The organism is Ruegeria sediminis (assembly GCF_005938215.1).
In the GTDB taxonomy this organism is placed as follows: Bacteria; Pseudomonadota; Alphaproteobacteria; order Rhodobacterales; family Rhodobacteraceae; genus Ruegeria; species Ruegeria sediminis.
Genome location: NZ_VCPD01000009.1, coordinates 55796 through 71951, shown reverse-complemented (window position 1 = coordinate 71951; position 16156 = coordinate 55796). Strand labels below are relative to the sequence as shown.

Here is a 16156-nt window from a genome sequence, read left to right as displayed (position 1 = left end):
GTTCACTCCTTTTTCAGGGTGGCGGCCGCGAGCGCCTGGCTCAGGATCGTGCGGTCGCCTATATGGTTGGCCAGTACCAGCAGCAGGCGGGCGTTCAGCGCGTCGCTGTCCGCCTTGTCCAGCCCCTCGTGGGCCGCCAGCAGGTCGGCATAGAATTCATCGGCGTCGTCGATGTTCGGCTTCAGGATGAGGTCAGACATGGGCGTGCTCCTTTCCGGCGGCCCGGCGGATCGCCTGCCGGATCATGGGTTCATCGAAATTCGGACGGCGCGCGGCGACATGCTGGTCCGGCCGGATCAGGTAGACGGCGCTTTCGGCGTTGCCGAGATACCGGCGCTTGAGCTCCTGCGTCGGGTCGTCCTTGACCGAGAGCGCAACACGCGTGACCTCGATTCCGTCTTCCTCGATCATCTCGGGCGCATCCGTGTCGATCGTCAGCAGCGTGAACTTACCGGCCAGCATTGGCAGCAGGAACCCGTCCTTGACCGGCGCATCGGGGCAGGGCGAGCCGGGGCGCGTCCGTTCGGGCCCGTCCAGCGCGTCGGCCGAGTTCAGCGGCGATCCGTCATAAGTGCAGGGCACGCTGAGGCGGCCGGAATTCACCAGCGGGCGGGCGAACTCGTAATGCTCGCTGAGGTCCAGAACCGCGTCGCGCAGGATGCGGGACATCACGGATTTCGGGGTGATGAAATCGGTCGAGCGGGTGGAATTCAGGATGTTCTCGTCGGCGCCGTGGAGCCGTTCGACATCATAACTGTCCAGCAGGCTTTCCGGCGCCTTGCCGTCCATGACCAGCTTCAGCTTCCAGCAGAGGTTGTCGGTATCCTGCAGACCCGAATTCGCGCCGCGCGCGCCGAAGGGCGAGACCTGGTGCGCGGCGTCGCCGGCAAAGATCACCCGGCCATGCCGGAATTTCTCCATCCTGCGGCACTGGAACGTGTAGATCGAAACCCATTCGAGTTCGAAATGAACATCGTCGCCCAGCATCGCCTTGAGACGCGGGATGACGTTCTCGGGGCGTTTCTCGCGCTCCTTGTCGATGTCCCAGCCCAGTTGCAGGTCGATGCGCCACACGCCATCGGGTTGCTTGTGCAGCAACGCCGACTGCCCCTTGTTGAAGGGCGGGTCGAACCAGAACCAGCGTTCGGTCGGGAAATCGGCCTCCATGATCACGTCGGCGATCAGGAAGTTGTCTTCGAACACCCGACCCACGAAATCCAGCCCCAGCATCGAGCGAATGGGCGAGCCCGCGCCGTCGCAGGCGATCAGCCAGTCCGCCTCGACCGTATAGGCGCCTTCGGGCGTTTCCACCTCGAGCTTGACGTGATCCGGATGGGTTCCGACGGCTTCGACCTTGTTGCGGCCGCGGATTTCTATGGGCGCTCCTTCTGCCTGCAACACCCGGACCCGGTTCACCAGGTATTCCTCGAAATAATATTGCTGCAGGTTGATGAACGCCGGGCGCTCGTGGCCCTTTTCCGGGAGCAGGTTGAACTCATAGACCTCCCGGTCGTTGAAGAAGACCTTGCCGACGTTCCAGACCACGCCCTTGTCCACCATCGGTTGCCCGCATCCGAGGCGGTCGAGAATCTCGAGTGGGCGCTTGGCGAAACAGATGGCGCGGCTGCCGAAGCTGACCTTGTCGTTGTCGTCCAGCACCACCACTTCGACGCCCTGCTGGGCCAGGTCGATGGCGGCGGCCAGGCCGATCGGCCCGGCGCCGACCACGATCACCTTGTGGCGCACCGGCGAGGGGGCGTCCTGATCGGGGCTGCGCTCGTAGGCATAGAGCGGTACTTCGAAGATCTTGTTCACGGGCACTCCTCCCAAATGCTGTGCGCCCGGGGCGCAACTTCCCTGTTCTCCGCCGGGCGGTCGGCGGAGGTCTTGATCCATGGTCTCATCGTTTTTCCCGGGGCAACACGATCTGAATCAATATCGCCCCAGGGGTCCGGGTCAGCCTTGCAGGGCCTCCCACATCTCGAGGTCGCGCTGGGCGGTCCAGATGCGCGGGGTGTCGATGCCGCGGGCCTCGTCATAGGCGCGGGCGACGTTGAACGGCAGGCAGTGTTCGTAGATGGCGTAATCCGCGAACCTCGGATCGCATTCGGCGCGCACCGCATCCCATGCTTCTTTCAGGGAGCCGTTGCGGGCGGCCACCCGGGCGGCGGGGCGATAGGTGCTTTCGACGAAGTCGCGGGTGTTCTCGATGGCGGCGTTCACCAGCTCTTTACCGATCAGCGCGTCGCCGCGGCCGGGAGCGATGGCGTCGACATCGAACCATTTGATTTCGTCCAGCGTGTCGCCCCAGTCGCCGAAATGCCCGTCGCCGCAGTAGCAGGCCGAGTGGTATTCCACGATGTCGCCGGTGAACATGACGTTCTGATCCGGCACATGGACCACGATGTCGCCGGCGGTATGGGCGCGGCCCAGATGCATCAGATCGATCCGGCGGTTGCCCAGATAGACCGTCATCGTGTCGCTGAAGGTCGTGGTGGGCCAGGTCAGACCGGGGATGCTCTCATGCCCTTCGAAGAGACGGGGAAAGCGCTGGAACTCGCTGTCCCAATCCTCCTGTCCGCGCTCGACGACCATGGCGCGGGCCATGTCCGACATGATGATCTGCAGCGCGCCGAATGCGCTGGCGCCCAGCACCCGCACCGCGTGATAATGGGTCAGCGTCACATGGGTGATCGGCTTGTCCGTCACCGAGCGCACGCATTCGATCACCTTGTTCGCAAGCCGCGGCGTCGCCTGCGCTTCGACGATCATCACGCTGTCATCGCCGATGATGACGCCCGAATTCGGGTCGCCCTCGGCGGTAAAGGCGTAAAGCCCTTCGCCAACCTCGGTGAAAGAGATCTTCTTTTCCGTCATGTCCCCCTGGGACGCGAATGCCTTGGCCATGATGGTTTCCTTATCGTGCGTAGGGGTTTTCGAGGGCGGGCAGGACCGAGCCGACGCAATCGCCGAACCCGATGGTGTAGCCATCACCCTTTGCGGCGCCCTTGAGGGTCAGCGTGTCGCCGTCCTCGATGAAGCTGCGTGTTTCGCCGGTGTTCAGCGTTAACGGCTCCTTGCCGCCCCAGCTGAGTTCGAGCAATGATCCGCGCTCCGGCTTGGTCGCGCCGGAAATGGTGCCCGAGCCCAGCAGGTCGCCGGTATTCATCGGGCAGCCCGAGGTGGTGTGGTGCGCCAGTTGCTGCGCGGCGGAATAGTACATTTCCTTGTAGTTGGTCCGCGCGATGGTGGTGGCCTCCTTGCCTTCGGGCGCCATCGTCACTTCAAGGTCGATGTCATATAGCATCGGGCCGCAGTCCTTGAGGTGATCCAGCAGCTCGAATTCGCGCGCAGGCGTGTCGCAGCGGAACGGCTCCAGAGCCGCCTTGGTCACGATCCACGGGCTGATCGAGGTGGCGGTCGCCTTGGCCTGGAACGGACCCAGAGGCTGGTATTCCCAAGCCTGGATGTCGCGCGCCGACCAGTCGTTCAGCAGGACGTAGCCAAAGATGTGGTCGTCTGCCTCCTGCACGGTGATCGGGCCGTCGGACGGGGTGCCGACGATCGCGCCCATCTCCAGCTCGATGTCGAAGCGGCGGCAGGGCAGGAAGGCGGGCTTGTCGTGATCCGGGGATTTCAGCTGCCCCCAAGGGCGGCGTATGTCGGTGCCAGACACCACGACCGAGGACGCGCGTCCATTGTAGCCGATCGGGATGTGCAGCCAGTTGGGCGGCAGCGCGTTTTCCGGCCCGCGGAACATGGTGCCGACGTTGAAGGCGTGGTTCCGGCCCGCGTAGAAGTCGGTGTATTCGCTGACGGCGAAGGGCATGTGCAACTCGGCGGCGTCCATCGGAACCAGCAGCGGTTCGACCTTTTCACGCTCGGCCGCCCCATCCGACAGCAGCGCGATCAGACGCTCGCGCAAGGCGGCCCAGACGGCGGGGCCTTCTTCCATCAACTCGTTCCAGAACGGCACGTCGAACAGGGGGATGTCGCTCAGCGCGATCAGACCCTCGGCCTCGGCGGCGGTGACGTCCAGGATCATGTCGCCGATGGCGACGCCGCAGCGCGGGTCCGCGCCTGCGGTCGAAAAGACGCCGTAGGGCAGGTTGTTGAGCGGAAAGGGATGGCTCGGGTCGTTGGCCGAGGCGACCCAGGATTTCATCAGGGGCATTTGTGTTTCCTTCTTCGGTGCGGCGGGTCGAACCCCCGCCGTCCTCATTTCTTGCCGGGCGTGCCGTCGAACTTTTTCTCGAGCGATGTCCAGCAGTCGATGTAGTCGTCCTGCAGCGGCGCCTCGTTGGCCGCGAAAGCAGTCAGATGCTGCGGGAAACGGGTCTCGAACATGAAGGACATGGTCCGGTCCAGCTTGTCCGGGCCCAGATTGGCGTTCGACGCCTTTTCAAAGGCTTCCTTGTCCGGCCCGTGCGGCAGCATCATGTTGTGCAGGCTCATGCCGCCGGGCACGAAGCCCTGCGGTTTCGCGTCGTACTGGCCGTAGATGTTGCCCATCAGCTCGGACATGATGTTCTTGTGGTACCACGGCGGGCGGAACGTGCCCTCCATCACCATCCAGCGTTCGCGGAACAGCACGAAATCGATGTTTGCCGTGCCCGGCACTCCGGAAGGCGCGGTCAGGACGGTAAAGATCGACGGGTCCGGGTGGTCGAACAGGATCGCGCCGACGGGGCAGTAGTTGCGCAGATCGTATTTGCAGGGCGCATAGTTGCCGTGCCAGGCGACCACGTCCAGCGGGCTGTGGCCGATATTGGTGGTGTGGAACTGGCCGCACCATTTCACGGTAACGGTCGAAGGAGCGTCGCGGTCCTCGAAGGCGGCGACCGGCGTCTTGAAATCGCGCGGGTTGGCCATGCAGTTCGCCCCGATCGGGCCGCGGCCCGGAAGTTCGAACTTTTGGCCGTAATTCTCGCAGACGAAACCGCGGCACGGCCCCTCCAGCACTTCGACGCGATAGACCAGTCCGCGCGGGATGATGGCGATTTCCTTGGGCTCCAGGTCGATGATTCCAAGCTCGGTGGCGAAGCGCAGGCGGCCTTCCTGCGGCACCACCAGCAGTTCGCTGTCGGCCGAGAAGAAATAGTCATCCACCATGGATTCGGTGACGAGGTAGATGTGGCTGGCCATGCCGACCTGGGTGTTGACGTCGCCGGCGGTGGTCATGGTGCGCATACCGGTGAGCCAGGTCAGCCCCTCGTCGGAATGCGGCACCGGATCCCATCGGTACTGGCCGAGGCTGATCACGTCCGGGTCCACGCAGGGCGCGGATTTCCAATAGGGCAGGTCAATCTTCGCATAACGATGCGAGTGTTTCACCGAGGGGCGGATGCGGTAGCACCAGGTCCGCTCCGGTACCGTCGCGGTGAAGGCGGTGCCGCTCAGCTGTTCGCCATAAAGCCCATAGTTACATTTTTGCGGGCTGTTCATGCCCTGCGGCAGGGCGCCAGGCAGGGCCTCGGTCTCAAAGTCGTTTCCGAATCCGGGCATATAACCTTCGGTGGTGCCGACAGGCGTGCCGGCTTGGGTCAGTTTGTGCGGGTTAGTCGGACGATTCATGGCGCGTTCCTCCGTTTGCTGCTTGTCGGATAATAGTTGATTTTGTAACTAACAAGCATGGCAAATGCGAAAATCACCGAAAAAGATGACTTCGACCTGCGAAATTTCCTGCCTTTCCTGCTGAATCAGGCCGCCGAGGAAAGTTCGCTGGAATTCCAGCAGGTCTACAAGAATCGCTACGGTATGCTGCGCACCGAGTGGCGGGTGCTGTTCCATCTGGGGAATTACGGCGAAATGACCGCCAAGGAGATCGGTGAGCGCGCCAAGATCCACAAGACCAAGATCAGCCGGGCCGTGCACAAGCTGGAACAACGCCGCTATCTGACCCGAACGCGCGACGACAAGGACCGGCGCGTCGAACGGTTGACTCTGACGGCCAACGGGGCGGCAGTGTATCGCGAGTTGCGCGGCATCGCCGAGGAATACGACGCCAAGCTCGCAGCGCATTTCACCAGAGGCGAGGCGGCATTGTTGCGCATGATGCTGCGTCGGCTGGCCGGGATGGAGTGATGCACTGGTAATCCGCGGTTGACGACCCCAGATCGGACATGGGCGGAACGGAGACCCCTGATGACGACGAGCCACGCAAACCCCCAGGAAAACGGCAGCCTGGTTCACTGGCTGCTCAAACAGGGGCTGGAAGGCGCCGAGCAGCAGGAAATCCTGGAAGGCTACTGTGTGCGGCTTGTCGAGGCCGGCGTGCCCCTGGTGCGTTTCCATGCGGCGCAGAGCGCGTTTCACCCGACATACGGAGGCACGGGATACAGCTGGTACCGGGATCAGGACAGCGAACACGAGAACTACGAGCATCGCGATGTCCCGCAAGAGCAATGGCTCGCCAGCCCGCTCTACGAGCTGCTCAGGACCGGGTCCAGCGAGTTGCGTGAAAAACTGGTCGATCAGAACGAATCCAGCCGGTTTCCCTTGCTCAACGAGTTGCGCGAGAAGGGTGCGACCGACTACGTCGCGATGGCGGTCGTGCTTGAAAAGCTGACCCCAGGGGCGCCGATCGACCCGGAAAACGTTCCCGAAGGCGTACTTCTGTCCTGGACCACCGATCACACCGGCGGATTCGAGGACAGCCACCTGTCGTTCATCCGTTCGGGCCTGCCATATCTCGGGCTGGCTCTGAAATCCGCCGCCAACCGGAAAATGGCGCAGGACCTGCTGCGGGTCTACCTGGGCCGGGATGCGGGACATCGTGTGCTGTCGGGTGAAATCCGGCGCGGATCGCTGCAAAAGATAGACGCGGTGATCTGGAACTTCGATCTGCAGGATTTCACCAGCCTGTCCGAGCGGATTCCCGGTCCCGAGATCATCGCGATGCTGAACGACTACCTCGCAGTCGCGGTCGACGTCGTCGAGTCCTGTGGCGGCAACATCCTTAAATTCATGGGTGATGGTCTGATGGCGATGTTCGACGTCGGTGAAATCGAAGAGGATGTGCAGGCGGCGCTGCAGGCGGTCACCATTCTTCAGCGGCGTATGGCCGAAAAGAGCGCCGAGCGCGAAACCGCGGGATTGCCGGCGGCGAACTATACCCTCGCCCTGCACGCGGGCGAGATCCTCTATGGCAATATCGGGGCGGAAAGCCGACTGGACTTCACCGTCATCGGACCAGCGGTGAACCAGACCGCGCGCATCGCCGGAATGCACCGGGCGCTGGACCAGAGGATACTGATCTCGGATGATGTCGCCCGCGCGGCGGGCAGCGGCGGACAGGATCTGGTTTCGCTGGGCCGCTACATGCTGCGCGGCGTGCCCGAACCCAAGGAGCTTTTCACGCTCTACAGCCCGTCCGGTTAGAAGTCGATTTCGACGCCGGGCAGGTTGAGTTCCTTCATCATGTCGCGCAATTCCTGACGCGCCGCGATGTTCGAGATGTTCAGCTGCTTGACGCCGATATCCTTGAGGTCAAGCAGGGTCAGGCCGCGGGGGAACAGTTCGCGGAAGATGACGCGCTCGGAAAAGCCCGAGGCCACGCGGAACCCGATGCGCTTGGACAGCATGTCGATGGCGCGCTGCATCTTCTCCTTGTTGACCATGCGCTGGGTGCCGACGCGGTTGCGGACCACGACCCAGTCGACCGGCTTCAACCCGGCCTGCGCGCGCAGTTGACGGGCGTTCCAGACCATTTCGGAATAGACCGAAGGCCCCAGGATCTTTTCGCCCTTGGTGTCGATCCGCGCCAGCAGGTCGAAATCGATGAAACTGTCGTTGAGCGGCGTGATGAGCGTATCCGCCAATGAATGCGCCACCTGGCTGAGACGCGTGTGCGAACCCGGGCAGTCGATCAGGATGAAGTCGCTGTCGCTTTCCAGCTCCGCCACCGCGGCGGACAGGCGGTGGTCATAGATGTTCTCGCCCGGTTTCAGCGAGGCGGGGTCGATTTCCGGCAGATCGTGGTGGTAGGGGCTTGGCAGTTTCAGTTCCGAGCCGTTGATGAAGCTGCGGCGGTTCTCGAAATAGCGCCCCAGGGTGCGCTGCCGCAGGTCCAGGTCCAGCGAGCTGACCTTGTGGCCAAGCCGCGCCAGCGCCGTCGCCACATGCATCGAGACCGTGGATTTGCCCGCCCCGCCCTTTTCGTTTCCGACGACGATGATGTGCGCCATTGCCAATAGTCCCTTGTCAGTCTCGCTTCACCACGATTTTGTTAGAGCCACTATATGTTGTGTTCTCTTGTAAGAAAAGCTGTGAGAGACAGGAAAGGCGCAAGTCCTGCCAGACCTGCGCCCCGGTTGCATCAACGTGCCTTGGGCTTTTTCGTGGCCCGATGCGGCCGCGCGTCTCCGCCCTTTGGGGTCGGCGTTCGTCCATCTGCGGCACGCCGCGCCTTGTTCTTTTTGCTATTCGGTTTCCCGACAGGGGGTTGCGGGCCTTTGCGGGTCTGTTCCCTGGGTTTGTGTCCTGCCTTTGCGGGCGGTTTCCGCTTGGGTTTGGCTGCTGCGGCGGGCCGCTCCGGCGCCGGGTCTGGGCGATCCTCCGGTGACTTGATCTTGTGGGGCGGCCGCGCGGATTTCGCCGGTTTGGCGCCCTTGCCGCGATGAGGCGCCGGCTTTGACTTCATTGGCGGGCGCGGCGAAGTCTTGATGTCGGGGGCATTGGCCAGGCGAGTCAGAACCGCGCCCGGCTCGATCTCGGTCCTGCCATCGAGGGCTTTCAGGAACCCCTCAACGGCTGCTTCCCTGATCTCGACGAAGGTTTCCCGGTCCTGCACGCGGATCGCGCCGATCGCGTCGCGGTCGAGGTCGCCGGCCTTGCACAGCATCGGCAGGTAGTGGCGCGGTTCCGCGCCCGCAGCCCGGCCGCCCGATATGGAGAACCACACGCTTGGACCGAACTCGGCTCGGGTTTTCTGGCGTTTTTCCATCTGGACCGCGCCAAGTTCCTCGGGCGCCGAATGGCGGCTGCGATAGAGGCGCAGGAAGGCTGCCGCGATCTGCTCGGGCGAAAACCGCTCCAGCAGCCGTGCCGCCGCGGCTTGTTCCGTATCGCTCGGTTGCTCCTGCCAGGCGGGGTCGGCCAGCATTCGGGTTTCGTCACGCTCAAGAACGGCCTCGGCCGAGGGCGCTTCGCAGGTTTCCGCACTGACCTTGGCCCAGCCCAGCAGGCGTTGCGCCTTGGCGCGGACCTTTGGCGGCGCGATCAGGACGCTCACGCCCTTGCGGCCCGCCCGCCCGGTTCTGCCCGACCGGTGCAGCAGGGTCTCGTGGTTGGACGGCAGTTCGGCGTGGACCACCAGATCGAGGCCGGGCAGGTCGATGCCGCGGGCGGCGACGTCGGTCGCCACACAGATCCGCGCCCGTCCGTCACGCATGGCCTGCAAGGCGTTGGTGCGCTCGCTCTGGGTCAATTCGCCCGACAGCGCCACGACCGAGAACCCGCGGTTCGACAGGCGCGTCGTCAGGCGGCTCACCATGGCGCGCGTGTTGGCGAAAACGATGGCATTGGGCGCCTCGTAGTACCGCAGGACGTTGATGATGGCGTTTTCCGCGTCCTGCGGAGCCACTTGCATCAGCCGGTACTCGATATCCGCATGCTGCCGGGACTCGGCCAGCGCCGTGACGCGCTGTGCGTCCTTCTGATAGCTTTGCGCGAGCGCGGCGATACCCTTTGGCACGGTGGCCGAGAACATCAGGGTTCTGCGGGTTTCGGGCGCTTCGCCGAGAATGACCTCGAGATCCTCGCGGAACCCGAGGTCCAGCATTTCATCGGCCTCGTCCAGAACGATGCCGCGCACCCGGGTCAGGTCGATCGAGCCGCGCATGATGTGGTCGCGCAGCCGGCCGGGCGTGGCGACGACGATATGGGCGCCCCGCTCCAGCGCGCGGCGTTCGTCGCGCATGTCCATGCCCCCTACGCAGGATGCCACGACGGCGCCGGTTTTCGCATAGAGCCAGGCCAGTTCGCGCTTTACCTGCATCGCCAGCTCTCGGGTCGGCGCGATGATCAATGCCAGCGGTTCGGCCGCATCATCGAAAGTTTCGCCGTCCAGCAGGGTCGGCGCCAGCGCCAGGCCGAAACCTACGGTCTTGCCGGAACCGGTCTGCGCCGAAACCAGCAGGTCGCGGCCCTCCAGTTCCGGTTCGGTCACGGCCTGCTGCACGGGGGTCAGGGTATCATAGCCGCGTTCTTGAAGCGCGTCGGCAAGGGCTTGTTTCACGAGGGGACAGCTTTCTCGCGGGCAAGGACGCGCGCGGATGGGGAAAATCAAAAAAGGCTGCCTTCGCAAAGGCAGCCTTTGGCGTCTGAACAGGCTTGAACGGCTTAGAAGCCGAGGCCTTCGTATTTCTTCTTGAATTTCGACACGCGGCCGCCGGCATCCATCAGGCGCGAGGAGCCGCCGGTCCAGGCCGGGTGCGATGCGGGATCGATCTCAAGGGCAAGGGTGTCGCCTTCGGCGCCCCAGGTGGATTTCATCTGAACCACGGTGCCATCGGTCAGCTTGACGTCGATGAGGTGGTAGTCGGGATGGATGTCTTTTTTCATGGATCCGCTCCTTACGCCTCGGCGTCGGCCTTGGTCTTGTAGTTGGTGACTTCTGCGATACGGGCGGATTTGCCGCGGCGCGAACGCAGGTAGTACAGTTTGGCGCGGCGGACTTTGCCGCGGCGGACAACGGTGATGCTGTCGATGTTGGTCGAGTACAGCGGGAACACGCGCTCCACGCCTTCGCCGAACGAGATTTTGCGGACGGTGAACGAGCCGGCGATGCCATTGCCGTTCTTGCGCGCGATGCAGACGCCTTCGTAGTTCTGCACACGGGTGCGCGACCCTTCGGTCACCTTGTAGCCGACGCGGATGGTGTCACCGGCTTTGAAATCGGGGATTTCTTTCCCCAGGGCGGCAATCTGTTCCGCCTCGAGCTGTGCGATCAGGTCCATCGCAGTTCTCCTATCTGCTCGTGGTTGGCCCACGAAGTTGCGCACGGCCTGAGAGCTCTTGGTCTCCATCGGATCCCGCAAAGGCGGCCCGCCAGAGGTCAGGTCGAATGTTCCTTCGGTCCGGCCTGTCCGTTTTGCGCCAGAGACTGAAGAAAGCCGGGCGGTCAGGTACGGTGCAAGCCAAAACGCCGGAGCCGCCGCAGGCGATTCCGGATTTCGGTCGTTTAGGGAATTTGACGGCCGGGATCAAGCCCCGAAGGCGCGATTTCCCGGAATATCGGCGTCGGGTCGCGGGAAATCCGTTCCCAGCCATCAGCAGCATTGCCATCCGCCGTGAAAAAAGCAATCTGGCGGCAACAAAACAAAACAGATTCCTTCGTGGATCGTCGAGGCAGGGTGATTTGATGCGAAATGTTCTGTCGCTGTTCCTGGTGCTGGTGGTGGTTGTTTCCTGCGGCCGCCGCGCGCCCGAGCCCGTCGCCGGGCCAGACTATCGGGCCGAGGCGCGCTCGCTCGTGACCTATCCCAAGTTCGGCGATGCCGATCCGCATTCGTGGGAGGGGCGCGGTCCCGAATCCTACCCGATCCACGGCATCGACATTTCCCGCTGGCAGGGCAACATCGACTGGCAGGTTGCCCGTGCGGCCGGCGTGAACTTCGCCTTCATCAAGGCCACCGAAGGCGGCGATGTGGCGGATCCGAAATTCGAAACCCACCGGCGTGGAGCGCAGGCCGCGGGCGTGCCCTGGGGCGCCTATCATTACTTCTATTTCTGCCGCCCGGCCGCCGAGCAAGCCAGGTGGTTCATTCGCCACGTGCCGCGCGGCGCGGATCTTCCGCATGTGCTGGACATGGAATGGACGCCCTATTCCAAGACTTGCACCATTCGCCCCGACGGCGACAAAATCCGCGCCGAGGCGGACATCTTCCTGGATATCCTGGAGGCCCATTACGGCCGCAGGCCGATCGTATACACCACCGTCGATTTCTATCGCGACACCGGTATCGGTCGCCTGCACGGAACCGAATTCTGGTTGCGCTCGGTCGCCGGCCATCCACGACAGGTCTATCCGGGCGCGTTCTGGCGGTTCTGGCAGTACACGGGAACCGGCCTGGTGCCGGGCATCGATGGCGAGGTCGACATCAACGTGTTCCATGACGCGCCTGAAACCTGGCTGCGCTGGAAGGCGGGCGTAATCCGCTGACCGATCAGCCGTCCCGGTTCTTGTAGACCTCCCACAGGTCCGGGCGGCGCGCCTTGGTGATCTCTTCCGACATCCGGCGGCGCCATTCCTCGACGCGGCCGTGATGCCCGGACATCAGCACTTCGGGGATCGGCTTGCCCTTCCATTCGGCCGGGCGCGTGTATTGCGGATGTTCCAGCAGCCCCGAGGAAAAGCTTTCCTCCTCGGCCGAGGCCTGGTTGCCCAGAACGCCGGGGATCAGGCGGACCGTCGCGTCGATCAGCGCCTGCGCCGCGATCTCGCCCCCGGTCATCACGAAGTCGCCCAGTGACACTTCCTGGACGCCGTAGTGCTCCAGCACCCGCTCATCGACGCCCTCAAAGCGGCCGCAGAGCAGGGTGACGCCGTCGCACCGGGCGAGGTTTCGCATCAGCGGCTGATCCATGCGGCGGCCGCGCGGGCTGAGATAGATGATAGGCCAGTTGCCGCGCACGCCCGCCATCGCGTGTTCGATCGCGTCGCCCAGCACATCGGCGCGCAGCACCATGCCTGCGCCCCCGCCCGCCGGCGTGTCGTCGACGTTGCGATGCTTGCCGATGCCGAATTGTCGCAAATCGACGGTTTCCAGCTGCCACAGCCCCTCCTGCAGCGCCTTGCCGGTCAGGCTTTCGCCCAGCACGCCGGGAAAGGCCGAAGGGAACAGGGTGATGACCTTCGCCTTCCAAAGCCCGTGCAGGTCCGGAGTCGGGGTCATGAGTTCGCGGGGTTTGAGGACCGGACGGATCGACTTGCGGCCGTGCGAGCGCGAGGGGGTATCGGACATGGCTCAGAACAACCCTTCCGGCGGGTCGGCGACGATGCGGCCCTGCGCCAGATCGACCGTGGGCACCGCAGCCATCGTGAAGGGCAGCAGCACCGTGGATTTCAGCCCGGGCCCGTGGATTTCCAGCAGGTCCGCGGCCCCGTGGTTCTGCACCGACTTGACCCGCCCCAGCAGCGCGCCGCCGGTGTCATAGACTTCGAGCCCGATCAGATCGGCATGGTAGAATTCGTCATCGGGCAGCGAAGGCAGCTGGTCGCGGCGCGCGAACAGGCGCAGACCCTTGATTGCGTCGGCCTGTTCCTTGGTCTCGATGCCGCCAAGACGGGCCGCGAAGCCGTTCTTTACCGGGCGAGTCAGGACAAGCGGATAACGCTCCTGACCCGTTTCGTCGGTCAGGGGCGAATAAGTCTCGATGTCCTCGGGGTTGGCGCAAAAGCTTTTCAGTCGCACTTCGCCGCGCACGCCAAAGGAACCCGCGACCGAACCGACACACACCAGATCGCTCATCTCTGCCCTCCTTCGCACAAGTTGGACACGACCCGCCCGCCGGCATCAAGACACCTGTCGGTATGGGCGTTGCGTTCGTAGAATACCCCGACGATGAAGGCGGTTGCCATGAGCAGCACAAATCTGATCGGTCTGAACATCTGCGCTCACCGCGTTTCGATCATCAGGTGCGGGCTTCTGGATTCCCAGCCCACCGTTTCCAGTTCCGGAGTTTCCGAAACCTCCTGCGGCCAGCCAACGCAGAAATAGCCGATCAGGCGCCAATCCCCCGGCACGGCCAGGTCTCGGGCCAGCTGGTCGGGATCAAGGATCGACACCCAGCCAAGGCCAAGCCCCTCGGCCCGCAGGCTGAGCCAGAACAGCGTGATGGCCGTCACCACCGAATAGCGGCGCATCTCGGGCATGGTTCCGGCGCCCAGCCCGTGACCCTTGTCGGTGGCGTCATCGCAATAGACGGCCAACTGCACCGGCGCATCCTGCATTCCCGACAGCTTGAGCCGGCTGTAGAGCCGCGCCTTGTCGCCGGAATAGCCGGTCAGCGCCTCGGCATTGGCGGTCTCGAAATTCTTCAGTGCGGCGGCGCGCGCCTCCGCGCTGTCTACGCGGATCACGCGCCAGGGTTCGCTCAGCCCCACCGACGGGGCCAATCGAAACGCGTCGAGGCAGCGCGCGAGCACTGCCTCGTCCACGGGATCGGTGCGGAACCGGCGCACGTCGCGCCGGAGCCGCATCAGCAGATGCAACTGCGTGCGGAAGTCTTCGCTGAAGGTCTGAACCCGCACGCGGAACCTGCTTATTCTTCAGCAGCGGCTTCTTCTGCCGGCGCGGCAGCGGCTTCGGCGGCCTCAGCAGCCTTGGCAGCTTTTTCCTCGGAGCGTTCCGTGGCCTTCTTGCCGGGAACGGCTTTCTTGGGGTTGCTGCGCTCGGTCTTTTCCTTGACGCCGGCGGCTTCCAGCATGCGGGCGATCCGGTCGGTCGGCTGCGCGCCCTGGCCCAGCCAGTACTGGACGCGCTCGACATCCATCTTCACGCGATCTTCGCTGTCTTTCGGCAGCAGCGGGTTGTAGGTGCCCAGCTTCTCGATGAAGCGGCCGTCGCGCGGCATGCGGCTGTCGGCCGCCACGATGCGGTAGAAGGGGCGTTTCTTCGAGCCGCCACGGGCCAGACGGATTTTCATTGCCATGGTTTTTCTCCTTTGATGGCGTTGACCGGTCCAGGTTGAATTGCTGTCCGGTTATTCCTGGTGTTTCTTGTGGTGTCGGATGACCTCCTGAATGATGAAGGTCAGGAAAGCCTTGGCGAAATCGGGGTCCAGGTCGGCCTCCTTCGCCAGGTCTTCGAGCCGTGCGATCTGCTCCGCTTCGCGCGCGGGATCGGACGGGGGAAGCTCGTGTTCTGCCTTGAGCCTGCCGACGGCCTGCGTGTGCTTGAACCGCTCGCCCAGCGTGTAGACGAGGATGGCATCCAGGCGGTCGATGCTTTCGCGGTGCTCTTTCAGCACGGCGGCGGCGCGGGTGGCGGCGTCAGTCAAGGGCCCATCCTTTCGGTTTGAAGAGAGGGTCGGCATAGTGGCTGATCTCCATCTCGATCCCGTGCGCCAGTTGGGTGCCGTTCAACTGCGCCGGCGAGGGATGGCGATAGACCGCATCACTGCCGTCGATCGTCGGGGCGTCGTGATCCTTCTTGGCGCCCAGGCGCTCGGCCAGGCGGATCGAGTCGAGGTTCTTCGGGTCGATGTAGCTGACCGCGCTTTCCCAGCCGCGCTGGGTATAGAAATAGCGCCGTGCGGCATGAGTCGCCTCGAGTGCGTAGCCGTGGCCCGCCGCATCCGGCCAGATCACCCAGGCGATCTCGGCCTCGGGCCAGCCCGCGGGCTTCCATCCACCGGTCATGCCATAGGTCTCGTCAGTCCGCTTGTCATGGATCATCCACATGCCGTAGCCGCGGATCTGCCAGTGTCCGATCTCGGCGGCATAGAGCATCCACGCTTCATAGGTGTTCAGCGGACCACCCATGAACCGCGCGCGGTAGCTGGTGAAGGTGGCCTTGAAGTTCGGATAGTCCTCGGGCTCGGGGCCGCGCAGGACGAGGCGCTTGGTTTCGATGACGGGAATGTTGATCTCGCTCATGCGTAGGCCTCCATCCCGCCATTGACCAGATCTTCCGGGCCAGGATGGCGCCAGATGTGCATGGTGCCGAATTCCGGGTGTTCATAAGTGTGATCGAACGCGGCGCCCAGGCGCCGGGCCACGGCCTGGCTGGCGGTATTGGCCGGGTCGATCAGCGAAATGGCGGTGTCCCAGCCGAGGATGTCATAGGCATGCGCCCGCGCGGCCAGCGCCGCTTCGGTCGCATACCCCTTGCCGGTGGCGTTGTTCATCAGGGTCCAGCCGATTTCCGGCTCGGGCCAGCTGTGGGGAAACCAAAGGCCGACATGCCCGACATAGGCGCCGGTTTCCTTTTCCTCGACGCCCCAGAAGCCATAGCCGCGCATCGCCCAATGGCCCAGCAAAAGCGCCAGCATCCGCCACGTCTCGTCCGGGCGTTTGGGCCCGCCGACATAGCGCGACGCGTCCGAGGCGAAGAATTCGGCTTCGGCCTGGAAATCGGCCTCGCATGGCGCGCGCAGGACCAGGCGCTCGGTTTCAAGCCGCGGGATATGGAGGTCGAGAGCCACCATCAGA

The 16156-nt window shown here is 63.9% G+C and carries 19 protein-coding genes; 3 read left to right on the top strand and 16 right to left on the bottom strand.

Annotated features, from left to right (window positions below; all coding sequences use genetic code 11):
• Nucleotides 1-2 precede the first annotated feature (2 nt).
• From FGK63_RS19060 to hmgA, 5 genes are all read right to left on the bottom strand, one after another.
• Nucleotides 3-200, bottom strand: coding sequence for a DUF2783 domain-containing protein (locus FGK63_RS19060; RefSeq protein ID WP_138845281.1), 198 nt, complete (start codon nt 198-200; stop codon nt 3-5).
• Complete coding sequence (locus tag FGK63_RS19055; RefSeq protein ID WP_138845279.1) at nt 193-1815, bottom strand: FAD-dependent oxidoreductase; 1623 nt, start codon at nt 1813-1815, stop codon at nt 193-195. Before FGK63_RS19055 ends, FGK63_RS19060 begins: the two co-directional genes overlap by 8 nt.
• A gap of 141 nt (nt 1816-1956) precedes the next feature.
• Complete coding sequence (locus tag FGK63_RS19050; protein ID WP_138845277.1) at nt 1957-2907, bottom strand: MBL fold metallo-hydrolase; 951 nt, start codon at nt 2905-2907, stop codon at nt 1957-1959.
• Between the two features lie 10 nt (nt 2908-2917).
• On the bottom strand, nt 2918-4174 hold the full coding sequence (fahA, locus tag FGK63_RS19045; protein WP_138845275.1) for a fumarylacetoacetase: 1257 nt from the start codon (nt 4172-4174) through the stop codon (nt 2918-2920).
• Between the two features lie 44 nt (nt 4175-4218).
• Complete coding sequence (hmgA, locus tag FGK63_RS19040; RefSeq protein ID WP_138845273.1) at nt 4219-5574, bottom strand: homogentisate 1,2-dioxygenase; 1356 nt, start codon at nt 5572-5574, stop codon at nt 4219-4221.
• A 57-nt stretch (nt 5575-5631) separates the two neighbouring features.
• Here hmgA and FGK63_RS19035 point away from each other — a divergent pair, with 57 nt between their 5' ends.
• Together FGK63_RS19035 and FGK63_RS19030 are read left to right on the top strand one after the other, a co-directional pair.
• The gene (locus FGK63_RS19035; RefSeq protein ID WP_171052712.1) at nt 5632-6084 is read left to right on the top strand and encodes a MarR family winged helix-turn-helix transcriptional regulator; all 453 of its coding nucleotides are present in this window, start codon (nt 5632-5634) and stop codon (nt 6082-6084) included.
• 60 nt (nt 6085-6144) lie between these two features.
• Nucleotides 6145-7380, top strand: a complete 1236-nt coding sequence (locus tag FGK63_RS19030) for an adenylate/guanylate cyclase domain-containing protein (RefSeq protein WP_138845271.1) — start codon at nt 6145-6147, stop codon at nt 7378-7380.
• On the opposite strand, the gene FGK63_RS19025 is transcribed toward FGK63_RS19030, so the two are convergent.
• From FGK63_RS19025 to rplS, 4 genes are all read right to left on the bottom strand, one after another.
• Nucleotides 7377-8186, bottom strand: a complete 810-nt coding sequence (locus FGK63_RS19025) for a division plane positioning ATPase MipZ (RefSeq protein WP_138845269.1) — start codon at nt 8184-8186, stop codon at nt 7377-7379. The genes FGK63_RS19030 and FGK63_RS19025 overlap by 4 nt on opposite strands.
• A gap of 131 nt (nt 8187-8317) precedes the next feature.
• Nucleotides 8318-10237, bottom strand: a complete 1920-nt coding sequence (locus tag FGK63_RS19020) for a DEAD/DEAH box helicase (RefSeq protein ID WP_138845267.1) — start codon at nt 10235-10237, stop codon at nt 8318-8320.
• Nucleotides 10238-10341: 104 nt separating this feature from the next.
• Nucleotides 10342-10563 carry a 50S ribosomal protein L31 gene (gene rpmE / locus FGK63_RS19015; RefSeq protein WP_138845265.1) on the bottom strand — a complete coding sequence of 74 codons (222 nt, stop codon included), beginning with the start codon at nt 10561-10563 and terminating at the stop codon, nt 10342-10344.
• Nucleotides 10564-10574: 11 nt separating this feature from the next.
• Nucleotides 10575-10958, bottom strand: a complete 384-nt coding sequence (gene rplS / locus FGK63_RS19010; protein WP_138845264.1) for a 50S ribosomal protein L19 — start codon at nt 10956-10958, stop codon at nt 10575-10577.
• 404 nt (nt 10959-11362) lie between these two features.
• Between rplS and FGK63_RS19005 the strand changes: the two genes are divergently transcribed.
• Nucleotides 11363-12163, top strand: coding sequence for a glycoside hydrolase family 25 protein (locus tag FGK63_RS19005; RefSeq protein WP_138845262.1), 801 nt, complete (start codon nt 11363-11365; stop codon nt 12161-12163).
• Nucleotides 12164-12167: 4 nt separating this feature from the next.
• Here the strand turns inward: FGK63_RS19005 and trmD are convergent, their stop codons facing one another.
• The 7 genes from trmD to FGK63_RS18970 all read right to left on the bottom strand — a co-directional run bounded on the left by trmD (nt 12168) and on the right by FGK63_RS18970 (nt 16152).
• Nucleotides 12168-12965, bottom strand: a complete 798-nt coding sequence (trmD, locus tag FGK63_RS19000) for a tRNA (guanosine(37)-N1)-methyltransferase TrmD (RefSeq protein ID WP_138845260.1) — start codon at nt 12963-12965, stop codon at nt 12168-12170.
• A gap of 3 nt (nt 12966-12968) precedes the next feature.
• Nucleotides 12969-13472 carry a ribosome maturation factor RimM gene (rimM, locus tag FGK63_RS18995; protein ID WP_138845258.1) on the bottom strand — a complete coding sequence of 168 codons (504 nt, stop codon included), beginning with the start codon at nt 13470-13472 and terminating at the stop codon, nt 12969-12971.
• A 146-nt stretch (nt 13473-13618) separates the two neighbouring features.
• Nucleotides 13619-14254, bottom strand: coding sequence for a 5,6-dimethylbenzimidazole synthase (gene bluB, locus FGK63_RS18990; RefSeq protein WP_138845256.1), 636 nt, complete (start codon nt 14252-14254; stop codon nt 13619-13621).
• Between the two features lie 11 nt (nt 14255-14265).
• The gene (gene rpsP, locus FGK63_RS18985; protein ID WP_138845254.1) at nt 14266-14655 is read right to left on the bottom strand and encodes a 30S ribosomal protein S16; all 390 of its coding nucleotides are present in this window, start codon (nt 14653-14655) and stop codon (nt 14266-14268) included.
• 51 nt (nt 14656-14706) lie between these two features.
• Nucleotides 14707-15003, bottom strand: coding sequence for a chorismate mutase (locus FGK63_RS18980; protein WP_425471880.1), 297 nt, complete (start codon nt 15001-15003; stop codon nt 14707-14709).
• A complete protein-coding gene (locus FGK63_RS18975; RefSeq protein WP_138845250.1) occupies nt 14996-15601 on the bottom strand; it encodes a GNAT family N-acetyltransferase in 606 nt (201 codons plus the stop codon). The genes FGK63_RS18980 and FGK63_RS18975 overlap by 8 nt, the downstream gene beginning before the upstream one ends.
• The gene (locus FGK63_RS18970) at nt 15598-16152 is read right to left on the bottom strand and encodes a GNAT family N-acetyltransferase (RefSeq protein WP_138845248.1); all 555 of its coding nucleotides are present in this window, start codon (nt 16150-16152) and stop codon (nt 15598-15600) included. Before FGK63_RS18970 ends, FGK63_RS18975 begins: the two co-directional genes overlap by 4 nt.
• Between the last annotated feature and the right edge of the window lie 4 nt (nt 16153-16156).